Origin of the sequence: Kribbella sp. CA-245084, from assembly GCF_050942355.1 — a bacterium.
Classification (GTDB): Bacteria; Actinomycetota; Actinomycetes; order Propionibacteriales; family Kribbellaceae; genus Kribbella.
Genome location: NZ_CP192053.1, coordinates 1,459,198 through 1,472,997, shown reverse-complemented (window position 1 = coordinate 1,472,997; position 13,800 = coordinate 1,459,198). Strand labels below are relative to the sequence as shown.

13 protein-coding genes are annotated in these 13,800 nt (G+C 68.4%); 6 read left to right on the top strand and 7 right to left on the bottom strand.

All coding sequences use genetic code 11. The features are described 5' to 3' along the window. Nucleotides 1–42: 42 nt before the first annotated feature. Nucleotides 43–354 carry a cupin domain-containing protein gene (locus tag ACQPYH_RS07275; protein WP_432888313.1) on the top strand — a complete coding sequence of 104 codons (312 nt, stop codon included), beginning with the start codon at nucleotides 43–45 and terminating at the stop codon, nucleotides 352–354. Here the strand turns inward: ACQPYH_RS07275 and ACQPYH_RS07270 are convergent, their stop codons facing one another. Together ACQPYH_RS07270 and ACQPYH_RS07265 are read right to left on the bottom strand one after the other, a co-directional pair. Further along, a complete protein-coding gene (locus tag ACQPYH_RS07270) occupies nucleotides 355–1,296 on the bottom strand; it encodes a hypothetical protein (RefSeq protein WP_432888312.1) in 942 nt (313 codons plus the stop codon). A gap of 70 nt (nucleotides 1,297–1,366) precedes the next feature. Next, the gene (locus ACQPYH_RS07265) at nucleotides 1,367–2,353 is read right to left on the bottom strand and encodes a pirin family protein (RefSeq protein ID WP_432888310.1); all 987 of its coding nucleotides are present in this window, start codon (nucleotides 2,351–2,353) and stop codon (nucleotides 1,367–1,369) included. Between the two features lie 166 nt (nucleotides 2,354–2,519). On the opposite strand from ACQPYH_RS07265, the gene ACQPYH_RS07260 reads away from it, so the two are divergent. The 4 genes from ACQPYH_RS07260 (at nucleotide 2,520) to ACQPYH_RS07245 (ending at nucleotide 6,735) form a co-directional block, all read left to right on the top strand. Beyond that, complete coding sequence (locus tag ACQPYH_RS07260) at nucleotides 2,520–4,625, top strand: ArnT family glycosyltransferase (RefSeq protein ID WP_432888308.1); 2,106 nt, start codon at nucleotides 2,520–2,522, stop codon at nucleotides 4,623–4,625. A gap of 221 nt (nucleotides 4,626–4,846) precedes the next feature. Continuing rightward, nucleotides 4,847–5,704, top strand: coding sequence for a bifunctional methylenetetrahydrofolate dehydrogenase/methenyltetrahydrofolate cyclohydrolase (locus ACQPYH_RS07255; protein WP_432888306.1), 858 nt, complete (start codon nucleotides 4,847–4,849; stop codon nucleotides 5,702–5,704). 37 nt (nucleotides 5,705–5,741) lie between these two features. Beyond that, nucleotides 5,742–6,011, top strand: coding sequence for a DUF3017 domain-containing protein (locus ACQPYH_RS07250; protein ID WP_432894357.1), 270 nt, complete (start codon nucleotides 5,742–5,744; stop codon nucleotides 6,009–6,011). A gap of 43 nt (nucleotides 6,012–6,054) precedes the next feature. Continuing rightward, entirely contained in the window at nucleotides 6,055–6,735 is a 681-nt protein-coding gene (locus ACQPYH_RS07245; protein WP_432888304.1) for a GNAT family N-acetyltransferase, read from the top strand. On the opposite strand, the gene ACQPYH_RS07240 is transcribed toward ACQPYH_RS07245, so the two are convergent. The 5 genes from ACQPYH_RS07240 to ACQPYH_RS07220 all read right to left on the bottom strand — a co-directional run bounded on the left by ACQPYH_RS07240 (nucleotide 6,732) and on the right by ACQPYH_RS07220 (nucleotide 12,287). Continuing rightward, on the bottom strand, nucleotides 6,732–7,427 hold the full coding sequence (locus tag ACQPYH_RS07240) for a hypothetical protein (protein ID WP_432888302.1): 696 nt from the start codon (nucleotides 7,425–7,427) through the stop codon (nucleotides 6,732–6,734). The genes ACQPYH_RS07245 and ACQPYH_RS07240 overlap by 4 nt on opposite strands. Before the next feature lie 21 nt (nucleotides 7,428–7,448). After that, a complete protein-coding gene (gene fes, locus ACQPYH_RS07235) occupies nucleotides 7,449–8,633 on the bottom strand; it encodes an enterochelin esterase (protein ID WP_432888300.1) in 1,185 nt (394 codons plus the stop codon). Nucleotides 8,634–8,840: 207 nt separating this feature from the next. Next, complete coding sequence (purH, locus tag ACQPYH_RS07230; protein WP_432888298.1) at nucleotides 8,841–10,400, bottom strand: bifunctional phosphoribosylaminoimidazolecarboxamide formyltransferase/IMP cyclohydrolase; 1,560 nt, start codon at nucleotides 10,398–10,400, stop codon at nucleotides 8,841–8,843. Beyond that, nucleotides 10,397–11,035, bottom strand: a complete 639-nt coding sequence (gene purN, locus ACQPYH_RS07225; protein ID WP_432894355.1) for a phosphoribosylglycinamide formyltransferase — start codon at nucleotides 11,033–11,035, stop codon at nucleotides 10,397–10,399. The genes purH and purN overlap by 4 nt, the downstream gene beginning before the upstream one ends. Before the next feature lies 1 nt (nucleotide 11,036). Further along, nucleotides 11,037–12,287, bottom strand: coding sequence for a cell division protein PerM (locus ACQPYH_RS07220; protein ID WP_432888296.1), 1,251 nt, complete (start codon nucleotides 12,285–12,287; stop codon nucleotides 11,037–11,039). Nucleotides 12,288–12,462: 175 nt separating this feature from the next. Between ACQPYH_RS07220 and ACQPYH_RS07215 the strand changes: the two genes are divergently transcribed. Beyond that, nucleotides 12,463–13,797, top strand: coding sequence for a hypothetical protein (locus ACQPYH_RS07215; protein ID WP_432888294.1), 1,335 nt, complete (start codon nucleotides 12,463–12,465; stop codon nucleotides 13,795–13,797). Nucleotides 13,798–13,800 lie beyond the last annotated feature (3 nt).

Genomic DNA, 13,800 nt, shown 5'->3' with positions numbered 1-13,800 from the left:
AGACACTGGGTCACGACGCTCGGAATGCAGAGGATCAGAGGTATGCAGAACTACGAGTGGGCGTCCGTCGACGACGCACCGGTCCGCGAACTCTTCCCCGGCATCACGCTGCGACCGCTCTGGTCCGGCGAGGTCGCGAAAGCCTTTGTCTTGCAGATGGATCCGGGATCCTGCTGGGAGGGCATCGACGTACACGATCCGGGACCGGAGGAGGTGTTCGTCATCGACGGCGTATTCAACGACGGAACCCGCGACTACCCAGCCGGTTCGTTCATCCACGCCCCGGCCGGGTCCTCCCACGTCCCACAGTCCCCGAAGGGCTGCACGCTGTTCCTGTTCTACCCCGAGGGTTGATCAGTGCTTGTCGATCTGGACCACGTTGAAGTCGGTGCCCGGCGGGGCGCCCGGTCCGAGCGGTGGCGGGAACCCGAGATCGAAGCGGGCGTTGACCAGCGCGAGCCGGTGACCGTCCTCACCAAGCGCCGTCGGCACCCGGAACAGGGTATTGGTGACGGTGGCAACGATGCGGCCCTTGCTGAGGTTCGGGCTGAGCTGGATCTTGACCAACTGGTTGGCGAAGTTCTGCACCACCCAGAGCGTCCGGCCGTCCAGGAAGATGCCGTCCGGCGTACCGGGTGTCAGCGCGCCGCCGGTGAGCGGGATCGTCCGGCTGGCGCCGCTGCACGGATCCACCAGGTACAGCTCGGCGCGCGACGATTGGCCGAGAATCAGCACCCGGCCGTTGCTGGGCGCCGCGATGCCGTTCAGGTTTGGGAAGTCCCCGAGAACGGCGGCGGGTCCGCTGAGCGGGATCGTCCGAGGCTTGCCGATCCGGCCGCCCGGCCCGATCGGGACCTGGTAGATCACCGCATGGAACGAGTCGGTGAAGAACGCGCCGCTCTTGGTGATCATCACGTCGTTGATCAGGCTGTCGCCGGGCGAGCTGAGCACGAGGTCCGCGATCGTCGAACCGTTCCGCGTGCTGTAGACGTAAGCATGTCCGGTGAAGCCACCCGACACCCACAGCCGCTGCGCGGACGCCTCGACCTTCATCCCGGCGGCCGACCGGCCCGGCGGAGCGTCGACGAACAGCCCGCCCTTCCCGGTCCGCAGGCTCCCCCGGTAGATGTCACCAGTGGTGAGCGACCCGACGTAGAACGTGTGCTTCGGACCGGTGGCGATCCCCTCCGGCTGGAAGTCGTTCGGCAATGGAATCGACGCCGGGAACGGTGCGGCCGCGGCGACCGTCAGTGCCACCGCGGACACAATCAGCGCAAGTTTCCTCACGATGGACATGACACCCCCTTGAGATCACGAATCCCCTTGTTTTGAAGGTAGATCCGGGACCCCGGGGCGTCCAGGGCAACTATTCGGTACTGCGCAGGTCGGTTGGCGCGCCGTGGACCGCGGGGATGCTGCCGAGCTTGCCGGCCTGGAAGTCCTCGAAGGCCTGGACGACCTCGGCGCGGGTGTTCATCACGAACGGCCCGGCCATCGCGATCGGCTCGCGGATCGGGCGGCCGCCGATGATCAGTACGTCGAGGTTCGGCTCGGCCTGCGGTTGCGTCGTACCGGCCTGGGTGCGGATCGTGTCGCCCGGACCGAAGACGGCCAGCTGGCCCTTGCGGAACGGCCGCCGCTCGGCGCCGACCGTGCCCTGACCGGCGAGGACGTAGACGAGCGCGTTGTAGTCCGGCTGCCAGGGCAGGACCAGCTCGGCGCCCGGGCTGACGGTCGCGTGCACGAGGGTGATCGGCGTGTGGGTCGAGCCGGGGCCTTCGTGGCCGTCGACCGAGCCGGCGATCACGCGGATCAGCGCACCGCCGTCTGCAGTGGAGAGCAGCGCAGCGTCCCCGCCGCGGATGTCCTGGTAGCGCGGCGCGGCCCACTTCTGGATCTTCGGCAGGTTCACCCAGAGCTGGATGCCGTGGAAGAGGCCGCCGCTGAGCACCAGGTGCTCCGGCGGGGTCTCGATGTGCAGGAGGCCTGAGCCCGCGGTCATCCACTGGGTGTCGCCGTTGGAGATGACGCCGCCACCGCCGTTGGAGTCCTGGTGCTCCATGATCCCGTCGAGCATGTACGTGACGGTCTCGAAGCCGCGGTGCGGGTGCCACGGGGTGCCCTTCGGCTCGCCCGGCGCGTACTCGACCTCACCCATCTGGTCCATGTGGATGAACGGGTCCAGGTCGCGGAGGTCCACGCCGGCGAACGCACGCCGTACCGGGAAGCCCTCGCCCTCGTAGCCGCTCGGCGCGGACGTCACCGACTTCACCGGGCGCTCGTGCGCGATCGCCGGATCCGGCTGGGTGATGCGGGGCAGGACGGTGATGTCACTGACGGTCACGGCGGGCATGGTGGCTCCTCGCTGGTTGATAGTTCAAGAATAAACTACCTGCCCGAACCACGGCAAGAGCGCGGGCATTCCCGGCTCACAGGAACCTCCCAGCCGGCGTCCAGGGTGGCCGGAGCCGAGGTTGGCACCGTCGTCAGTGGAACCCATCCGCGAACTGGAGACGATCATGACGACGCTGCTCGACCGACCCCGCCTGGAACAACCCCCAGCCGAACCACCCCCTGGCAGGTTGCGGCGATTTGCGCGCGGACCGGCCTCGCAGGCGGCGTACGTCCGGCCGGCCGCACTCGCGATGCTCGTCGGCACCGCGTTCCTCTACCTGTGGAACCTGACGGACTCGGGATACGGGAACAGCTTCTACGCCGCCGCGGAACTCGCCGGGACGCAGAGCTGGAAGGCCTGGCTGTTCGGGTCGCTCGACGCGGGGAACGCGATCACGGTCGACAAGCCGCCGGGCGCGCTCTGGGTTGCGACGGCGTTTGCGCGGGTGTTCGGGTTCAACAGCTTCACCGTGCTGGCGCCGCAGGCGTTCATGGGGATCGCTTCCGTCGGACTGCTGTATCTGGCGGTTCGACGGCTCGCGGGTCCGGGCGCGGGGCTGATCGCCGGTTCGGCGTTGGCGTTGACGCCGGTGGCGGTACTGATGTTCCGGTTCAACAACCCGGATGCGTTGCTCGTGCTGTTGATGGTGGCCGCGGCGTACTTCGTCGTACGGTCGCTGGAGAAGGCTTCGGCGCGGTGGTTGGCGCTGGCCGGGGTTGCGATCGGGTTCGCGTTCCTGACAAAGATGGGGCAGGCGCTGCTGGTCGTGCCGGCGTTCGGGCTGGTGTATCTGATCGCGGCGCCTACGTCGTTGCGGCGGCGGATAGTGCATCTGCTGGGGGCGTTGGGTGCGGTGATTGTCAGTGCTGGTTGGTTCGTGGCACTGGTTGAGCTCTGGCCTGCTTCGAGCCGGCCTTATATCGGTGGGTCGACCAACAATTCGTTGCTGGAGCTTGCTCTTGGCTACAACGGCCTTGGTCGGCTGCTGGGTGGACAGGGCAACGGTGGTGGCGGAGGTGGCGGTGGTGGGAACACCGGGTTTGGTGGGAGTACGGGGATCACGCGGATGTTCGGCTCGGCGTTCGGCACCGAGATCTCGTGGTTGTTGCCTGCGGCACTGATCGCACTGGTCGGCGGGTTGTGGCTGACTCGGCGCGCGGCGCGGACGGACCTGACTCGAGCCGGGTTCGTGCTGTGGGGCGGTTGGTTGCTGGTGACCGCCGGAGTGTTCAGCTTCATGAGCGGGACGATTCATCCGTACTACGCAGTTGCGCTGGCGCCGGCGATCGCCGGGCTGGTGGCGATGGGCGTTCGGCTCGCGTGGCAGCAGCGGTCTTCGATCGCCGCCCGGGTGACGTTGGCGGCGATGGTGCTGGCGACGGGCGCGTGGGACTACGTGCTGCTCGGTCGTACGGCCGACTTCGTACCGTGGGCCAAGTACGTCGTGCTGGCTGCCGGCGTGGTTGGCGCTGCGTTGGTGCTCGTCGGGCGGCGGGCTCGGCGGGCGTTGCCGGCCGTCGTACTCGCGCTTGTTGTGTCGCTTGGGCTCGGGAGTACGGCGTATGCGGTGTCTACTGCTTCGCAGACGCACAACGGGTCGATCCCGACCTCGGGTCCGAGCAGCAGCGCGATGGGCGGCGGAGGCGGAGGCGGGATGCCAGGAGGCGGGTCCGGCGGCGGACCGGGCGGCTCCGGCGGTACGCCACCTAGTCGCTCGGGCACGACCGGCACGACCGGCACCTCCGGCACGACCGGCACCTCGGGCACGTCCGGCACCTCCGGCACGACGGGATCCGCCGGCTCGACCGGGTCGTCGAGCTCTTCCGGCTCGACGGGCTCCTCGAGTTCCTCGGCTTCGTCTGAGGCGGGGGCGCAGCAAGGTGGGGGCGGGATGGGCGGTGAGGCCAGCAGCGAGTTGACCGCGCTGCTGTCCAAGACCACGACCACCTGGGCGGCCGCGGTGAGCGGTTCGCAGTCGGCGGCATCGATCGAGCTGTCCACCGGGAAGTCCGTCATCGCCATCGGCGGCTTCAGTGGTACGGACGACGCGCCGACCCTCGCGCAGTTCAAGGAGTGGGTGGCCGAAGGCAAGATCGCGTACTACATCTCCGGCGGCCAGGGCGGTGGCGGCGGCAACTCCTCCGCCGCCTCCGAGATCCAGTCCTGGGTCACATCCAACTACACGGCCACGACCGTCGGCAGCACCACGGTCTACAAGCTCACAACCTGAGGATCCCCAGGCCATCACAATCACCTCGCCCGGCCGCACCGCCGCGTGGCCCCGCGGCCGGGCACCGATTGTGATGGCCTGGCGATCCGGACCTCCGGCACTCACCAACCCGCCGCAACCGTCCGACGTCGGGCGGGTTCACGCTCAGCGCATGTCGCGGGAGCGGGGTTGGTGAGTGGTGGAGGTCCGGTGCTGCGCGGCGCATGGCAGACTCTGGTGGCGTGACGGCTCAGATTCTGGATGGCAAGGCGGCGGCGGCGGCGATCAAGGACGAGCTGAAGGTCCGGGTCGCGAAGCTCGCCGAGCAGGGCGTGGTGCCCGGGCTCGGCACGATTCTGGTCGGTGACGACCCAGGGAGCCGCGCGTACGTCGCCGGCAAGCACCGCGACTGCGCCGCGGTCGGGATCTCCTCGATCCAGGTCGAACTACCCGACACCGCGACCCAGGACGAGATCGCCGCGCAGGTCCGCGAGCTCAACGAGAACCCGGAGTGCACCGGCTTCATCGTCCAGCTCCCGCTCCCGAAGCACGTCGACACCAACGCGATCCTCGGGCTGATCGACCCCGTCAAGGACGCCGACGGCCTGCACCCGATGAGCCTCGGCAAGCTTGTCCTCGGCCAGGACGGCCCGCTCCCGTGTACGCCGAAGGGCTGCGTGGAGATCCTGCGGCGGTACGACGTACCGATCGCCGGGGCCCACGTGGTCGTCGTCGGGCGTGGGGTGACCGCGGGGCGGCCGATGGGGCTGCTCTTCACCCGGCGGAGCGAGAACGCGACCGTCACCCAGTGCCACACCGGTACGAAGGACCTCGCCGCGGTGGTCCGCACCGGCGACATCGTGATCGCAGCGGCCGGGTCCGCCGGCCTGATCACCGCCGACATGGTCAAGCCCGGCGCCGTATTGCTCGACGTCGGCACCAGCCGCAATGCCGAGGGCAAGATTGTCGGCGACATCGAGCCCGCCGCCCGCGAGCAGGCCGCCTGGATCGCCCCGATGCCCGGCGGGATCGGCCCGATGACGCGAGCCATGCTCCTCACCAACGTCGTCGAAGCGGCCGAAGCGAGCCTGCCCCAGTGACCACCGGACCCGTGCTGAAGGTGAGAGTGACGTGCTGATGGCAGGAGAGGCCCAGCGGCGCAGCCAGTGGCCGCTAGCGTTGTCACTCCTGGCCGCCCTCACCGGCCTGGTCGTGCTGTGGTTCTACGACTGGCGCAACGGCGTACTCATCTTCGCCGGCGCCGTCGGCCTCGCCGGCCTCCTCCGCGCCGCCCTCAACGACACCGCCGCAGGCCTCCTCCACGTCCGCAGCCGAATGTTCGACACGACGTTCCTGCTACTCACGGCAGCCGCCATCGCCGTACTCGGCCTGATCATCCCGAACTGACCACGAATGGCTGTAGAGCTACGCCCCTAGAACGACAAGCAGAATGCCGCCCGCCCGAGTGCTCACCGTCTGCAAGCTGGCCGACCTGCTGATGGCTGCGATCGGCGTACGGCTTCTGAGGGCCGCCCGCGGCAGAGCGTCCCCAAATTGCGGGGCCTGTTCACGGTCGTTCGTTCGGTTGTCAGTCGGTGCACCGACCGTACGAAGCGCCGCTTTCAAATCGCTTTCAGTCCCGCGGCCGCGGTGGAATCATCCAGCTCATGCCGACCATCCGCCCCGCCACCCGCGCCGACGCGCCACGCGTCGTACAGATCTATGTCGACTCGTGGAACGACGGCTTCGGCGACCTGATGCCGCCCATCGAAGTCAGCGACGCCCGCATCGCCCGCTGGACCGAAACCCTTGCCGACGGCAACTGGTGGGTCGCCGAGATCGACAACACACCGCCGGCCTTGTCGGCATCGGCCCCAGCCGGGACCCCATCGACCCCAACCTCGGCGAGCTCGACACGATCGCTGTCGACCCGGCGTACTGGCGCCAGGGCGTAGGCAAAGCCCTTATGCAGAAGGCATTACAGGCCCTCGCTAGCACGTACCCCGAAGCCATCCTCTGGACCCTGGCCAACTACCCCCAAGGCCAACACTTCTACGAATCAACCGGCTGGACCCTCGACGGCGGCTCCCGCGACAACGGCCACCAGATCTCCTACCGCCGCCGCTTCTAGATACTCCAGTCCCACGGCGCGTAGATGCTGACATGCACTGCGTCGAGGAGCGGCGAGGTGTACTTGACCGAACACCCCTTGGCATAGTCGTTGCGGGCGGCAAGGACCTTGGCTCGGGTTAGGTTGGCGCGCTTGACCTGGTACGCCGTGACGAGCTGCCGATCGGGCCAGGAGTCCTCGGTGTACGACCGCGCCATCCACTCGTCCGACGTCGGATCCGCCTCCGACCCGAGCGCCCGACCGACCTCGCTGTTGGTGATCGCGCCAAGCATGTCGCCGGCTTTGTCACCCCGCAAGTGCCGTCCGGGCGGGTTGTAGTTCGTCTGCACGTTGTACTCGTACTGCAGACTCCACTCCTCGTAGGAGCACGCAAAGATCACCTGCGCGTACCCGTCTGGCGGCAACTGAAGCGCGGCATTCGGCGCCCGCATTCGGACCACGCGGATCTGCTGGTACGCCGACGCAGGCAGCTCCGGCCTTCGTGGCAAGGGAGTCGTCGGGTACGACGCGGGCTGCGTCACCCCGGGCGTCTGAACTCCGGGCGACTGGGCCGCGGGTGTCTGGGCGCTCGTCCCGGACGGCTCGATCGCGCGCAGTCCCAGGCTCGGCGTACTCCGCGCCCGTGGCGCCGCCTCGTCGCCGCAGCCGGCCAGCGCCAGCGCGAGAACCAGCAATCCCCCCAGCCTCCGCATGTCCCTCCCCAGTTCGGATCGTCAGTGGGCGGTGAGTGCGATCAGCGCGTCGGCTAGTGAGCCGCGCCAGCAGGCGTAGTCGTGGCCGCCGTTGTATTCGGTGTAGTCGAGGTCGTAGCCCTTGGTGCGCAGGATCGTACGCAGGTGGCGGTTCGTGACCAGGATGGACGGGCCGTGATCGGGGGTCTGCCCGCGCTCCATCAGCCCGGCCTCGAGGTAGAAGCGGACCGGCTGGTGCTCGGCCTCGGCGTACTGGCGGGTGAGCCACTCGTGCTCCGGATCGTCCTCCGGGCTCCACCAGAACGATCCCGACTGCGAGATCACCTTGCCGAAGACGTCCGGGCGCCGGAGGCCGGCGAATGCCGCGGCCTGACCGCCATGGCTCTGCCCGGCGACGATCGTGCGCGCGGGGTCGGTGGTGATCCGGTATTTCTCGCGGACCCACGGGAGCAGCTCGTCGGTGAGGTACTCGAGAAATGGCCCGCCGCAAGGGAGTTCGCGGTTTCGGATCTCTTGAGTCAAGCTGTCGACGAGTACGCCGACCATCGGCGGAATCCGGCCGTCCGAGATCAGGTTGTCGAGAATCGTGTCCACCGGCATCGGGCCGCGCACTGTGTCTCCGTCGAAGAACACGAACAGCGGGTACGGCTCGTCGTCGGGTTGATAGCCGGGCGGCGTGTAGACCCAGATGCGACGCTCGTTGTCGAGGATCTCGCTCCGGTGCGCGTACTGAACGAGCTCGCCACGCGGTACGTCGGCGCGCGGCGCGATCCACGGCTGCTTCGGCGCGTCCGGTAGCTCGATCAGCGAGACCACGGTCTCGTCGCTGCCCAGAGCCTCGTCCGCGGGAAAGACGAACGTCGCGGGGTTGAGCGGATCCGCAAACCAATCCGCCGTACGCTCCCGCCAATCCAGATCCGGCTGGTCCACGTCGTCGACCGCCAGCCGATAGGTGCAGCGCAGGTCGCCCCGGACGCGAACAGTCAGGTACCAGACGTCGGTCCCCTCGAGCCGACGCATCTGGTTCCCCGGCGCATCCCACCCCGCAGGCCCGCCGAACACCGACACCCCACCAACCGCGTCGGTAGCCCGATAAAGAAACGTCAACCAGACTTCCCCATCCCCGACCGCCTCAACCAACGGCGTGCCCTGCTCGGCAACCTCCGCCCAGAACTCCCCAACCCGATCCCGATCAAGCCCCTGCAACCGCGGACTATCAACCCGACCAGACAAAAACCTCACCCCAGCGACCTAGCGGACACCCACACGCCAACCCGACCCATTATGGTCGCCCCACCCGTCCACCGCCCGTCGAGCGAGTGGCACCACTCCGTGGAGAACTGGACAGCAGGAGCGCACGGCTGCGCTGCATGCGGGGGTAGATCACAGCCCCCGCATGCAACGAGAAAGTGGTTAGTGGAAGAAGTGGCGGGTTCCGGTGAAGTACATGGTGATGCCGGCTTTGTTGGCGGCTTCGATGGCGGCTTCGTCTCGGATGGAGCCGCCGGGTTGGACTACTGCCTTGACGCCGCCTTCGATGAGGACCTCTAGGCCGTCGGGGAAGGGGAAGAAGGCGTCGGACGCGGCGACGGATCCGGTGGCGCGGTCGCCGGCGCGGGAGACGGCGAGGCGGCAGGAGTCGACTCGGTTGACCTGGCCCATGCCGACGCCGACCGAGGCGCCGTCGGACGCCAGCAGGATCGCGTTCGACTTGACGGCTCGGCAGGCCTTCCAAGCGAAGGCCAAATCAGCCAGCACCTCAGGCGAAGCCGCAGTACCAGCAGCAAGCGTCCACGCGGACGGGTCGTCGCCGGGTGCCTGGAAGCGGTCGCGGTGCTGCAGCAGCAATCCACCGCTGATCGCACGCATCTCGACGGTCTCGTCGGTAGACACAGCCGGCGCGACAAGCAGCCGGATGTTCTTCTTGCCCTGCAGGATCTCGACCGCGCCGTCCTCGAAGGCCGGCGCGACCAGCACCTCGGTGAAGATCTCCGCGACCTGCTTGGCCATCTCGACCGACACGGGCGCGTTCGTCGCGATCACACCGCCGTACGCCGACACCGGGTCGCACTCGTGCGCTCGCCGGTGCGCCTCGGCAATGTCCTTGCCCACGGCAATCCCACACGGGTTCGCGTGCTTGATGATCGCAACCGCCGGCTCGCTGAAGTCATACGCCGTACGCCGAGCCGCATCAGCGTCGACGTAGTTGTTGTACGACATCTCCTTGCCGTGCAACTGCTCCGCCGCAGCCAGACCGCCCCGGCCGTTCAAGTACAGCGCCGCCGGCTGGTGCGGGTTCTCGCCATACCGCAGTACGGCGGACTTGTCCCACGCCGAACCCACCCACGCCGGGAACCCAGACCCCTCCGAGGTGTCCGTCAGAACAGACCCCATCCACGACGCAACAGCAATGTCGTACTCCGCCGTGTGCACGAACGCAGCAGCGGCCAACCCAGAACGCTCCTCCAGCGAGAACCCACCCTCGCCGAGCGACGCATAAACCGACGCGTACTGCGAAGGCGACGTCACCACGGCGACGTTCGCGTGGTTCTTCGCCGCACCGCGCACCATCGACGGCCCGCCGATGTCGATCTGCTCGACGCACTCGTCCACCGAAGCCCCGGACGCGACCGTCTCGCTGAACGGGTACAGGTTGCTCACCAGCAGCTCGAACGGCTCGACGCGCATCTCGCGGAGCTGCTCGACGTGCTCATCACGCCGTACGTCGGCCAGCAGCCCGGCGTGCACCATCGGGTGCAGCGTCTTGACCCGTCCGTCCAGGCACTCCGGGAACCCGGTCAGCTCCTCGACCTTGGTCACCGGTACGCCGGCTGCCGCGATCCGGGCCGCGGTCGAACCGGTGGAGACGATCTGCACCCCGGCGGCGTGCAGCGCGGAAGCGAGCTCCTCCAGACCGGTCTTGTCGTAGACGCTGATCAGCGCCCGGCGAATCGGCCTGCGGTCGGTGCTCACTTCAGTCGAACCTTTCGTCCGGTGATGGTCCAGCCGTCGCGGACGAGGCGGCCGACCCACTCCACCAACTGGTGGCGTTCGACCTCCTTGATCCGCTCGGTCAGGTCTTCTTCGCTGTCGTCATCGAGAACAGGTACGACGACCTGCGCGATGATCGGCCCGGTGTCGACGCCGCCGTCCACGAAGAACAGCGTCGCGCCGGCGACCTTCACGCCGTACTCCAGCGCGTCCCGCGGACCGTGGATCCCCGGGAACGCCGGCAGCAGCGCGTTGTGGGTGTTGATGTACCGGTCGCCGAACGCCTCGAGGAAGTCGTCGCCGACCAGCTTCAGGAAGCCCGCGGACACGACCAGATCCGGCTTGTACTCCGCGACCGACGAGGTCAGCGCCCGGTCCCAGTCGGCCCGCTCGTCGTAGGCCTTCACTTTGTGCACGAACGTCGGCACTCCGGCGGCCACGGCCCGGTCCAGCCCCACGATCCCCTCGCGGTCCGCTCCGACGGCGACCACCTGAGCGCCGTACGCCGGGTCCGCGCAGGCGTCCAGCAGGGCCTGCAGGTTCGATCCCGATCCCGAGACGAGCACGACGAGGCGTGCAGCAGAACCGGGATCAGAAGCAGAAGTCACGGCGGGCAGCCTATCGCTCCGCGTCAGCCTCTTCCGCAACCGGTCGCCGGGAGGCGGCCACGGCGGCCGTGATCGCGGCCCCGATCGCCATCCCGGCAGCCAGTACGCCGGCCGCCGGCAACGCCCCCGGAACGCCGACCGACGCCATCCGCCCCGGCCCCGCCGAACCACCCGACATCGCCAGCAGCGCGAAGATGATGATTCCCGCGAGCAGCGCCGCCATCGCACCGCGTAGCGCGAACGCATCCCAGCCCAGCATGTCGCCGTCCCGATCGACCAGCCCTCGCCGTACGACGACCAGCCCCGCGACCGCACCCGCGACCAGCGGCACCACCGCCGTCAGCACCAGCAGGTACGACGGAGTGGCGCCGTCGGCAGGCACCGCGGCCAGCAAGGGAAACGCCGGCAGGTTCCCGACATCCACGCCGGTCGGCGCGATCGTGGTCCCGGTCCCCAGCTGGAATCCGGGCCCCGCGAGGAACGCCACGACGTACAGCACCACGTTCGGCACCAGCATCAGGCAGATCGCGAACAGCACGACCGACCCGATCGCGCCCGCGTCCAGCAGCTCGAGCATCCCGGTGATCCGCGAGAAGTGGACCGCGAGCAGTATGGCAAACAGCAGCGAGGCGATCGCGATCACAGTCAGTACTGCGGCGAACGCCGCCGGAACCACGTCTCGCAAACCGGCCGGTGTCGCATCGGCGATGTCTTCCGCCGCACCGGACTCGACCAGAATCCCGGCGATGCCTGCGACGAAGGCCAACGAAAAGGCGCCGAGGAACGCAGACAGCGGCGACACCTTGAGCGCGCCGTCCGACGTGAGCAACGCCACGACCAGCGCCCCGAGGCCGTAGACCAGCGCGAACGCGCCTGCCAGCGAGATCAGGTCCCTGGTCCGATCGGCCGCGCTGGACCGAGCCGCAGACTTGCCGCCGCGGTACAGACACCAGACGAAGAACAGAGTCAGACCGAGCGGTGCGACGCTGATCCGGCCCGTGCCGATGGTCACACCGGCCTTGTGCGCGACCAGCCAGGCGGAAGCCCCGGCCCGGACCGCGCCGGACGCGCCGCCGAAGGTCGCCCCCAACCAGCCGATCACCGCGACCGCGGCGCACGTGAGCAGACCGGTGAGCAGGCAGGCTCCCGCGGAGATCACGGCCGACACGACCAAAGGCTTGGTCTGGGCGGCGATCTCAGACGGGGGCGTAGCGCTCGATTCACCGTCCCGGGCGCCCGGGCGGCTCAGCATGTCGGTCATCTGACTCCCATCGTCTCCCCGCGTACGGACGCCACTCGTCCTGACACGCCGGATGTGGGAGACTTCAGCCCGCTTGCTCACGCTCAGTTCGTAGGTGTTCGGCTGGTGGTAGCGGAGTGGGAGTGGCGTTGGTCTACCCGGTACTGTCGGGTGGAATCAGTCAGGAGGTCGAGCATTGGCCGGTTCCCACCGCGCATCACGCGGCGGCGGTCGCGCCGCTGCCCGGGAGGCGCGTCGCGAGAAGGCGCGCAAAAGGAACCAGACGATCGCCGCCGGGGTCGCGGTCGTGGTGCTGGTCGGCGGCGGCGGTGTCGCAGCGCTGAACGCGTTCGGCGGCGACAAGACACCCGACCCGAAGGCCGGGAGCAGCGCTTCGGACGACAAGCCGACCAACTCGAACGTGCTCGCCGACGACAAGGCGCTGCTGGACGCCACCGGCGCGAAGACGCTCGGCGCGACCGGCGCCTGGGCCGTCACCAAGACCGCTGACGGCGATTCGGCGCCGGACACCGCGTTCGTCTGCCAGGCGCAGCGGTTCGCCGACCCGGCCGGCCTGCGGACCTGGGTCCGCACCTTCCAGAACGCCACCACCAAGGAAACGGCCGTCCAGTACGTCGACGTGTCGAACGACAAGGCCGCCGCGGCCAAGACCTACACCTCCGTCGTCCACTGGCTGAGCCAGTGCACCGCACCGCAGACGCGGCTCTCGGCCGGCTACGTGACCACCGGCGTCGGCGAGCGCGGTGTGATCGCCGTGTTCGGTCAGCTGCCCGGGTCCAAGACGAAATACAAGACCGTCGCGGTCACGTTGGCCGGCCAGGCCACGATCGTGGTCGAGCACGACACCGTCGCCGCCGCGCCGCCCAAGCCGGACGTCGTGCTCGCCACCGCGAACACCGCGGCGAAGAAGGTCTGCGCCCAGTCCGGCGGCTGCGGCACCGGTGCGCCGGTCGCGAAACCGGCCCTCCTGCCGAACGTCGACGCGCCCGGCTTCATGGCCTCGGTCGACCTGCCGCTGCTGTCCGAGATCAACAAGCCGTGGGTGAGCGCCCCGGCCGCGAAGGGCAACAGCAGCGGCGGCTGCGAGAAGATCGACTTCAAGAAGGCCAAGGCACTGAAGTTCGGCACGGTCACGTACGTGACGCCGGAGGCGAAGGTGCCGACCGAGTTCGGGCTGGACGACACGGTCGCGAAGTTCGCGAGCGCGAACGCGGCGGCGAGCTACGTCACCCAGATCCGCAAGAACGTCGACACGTGCGAGAAGAACGTCTCGAACGCCGACGTCAAATCGACCGGCCTCATCCAGACCAGCACGATCAAGGGCAAGAGCTGGAAGGCGACGTACGACACCGGTGACGGTAAGAAGTACATCTACCGGATCGGGGTCGCCGGGTCCGGGGACCGCGTGGTCTACATGCTGTTCCCGGTGCTGAAGGAGCTCGACATCACCGACACTGCGTTCAACGACACCGTCGCCCGCGCCGTAGACCGCTCAGCCGCTTACAAATAAGAA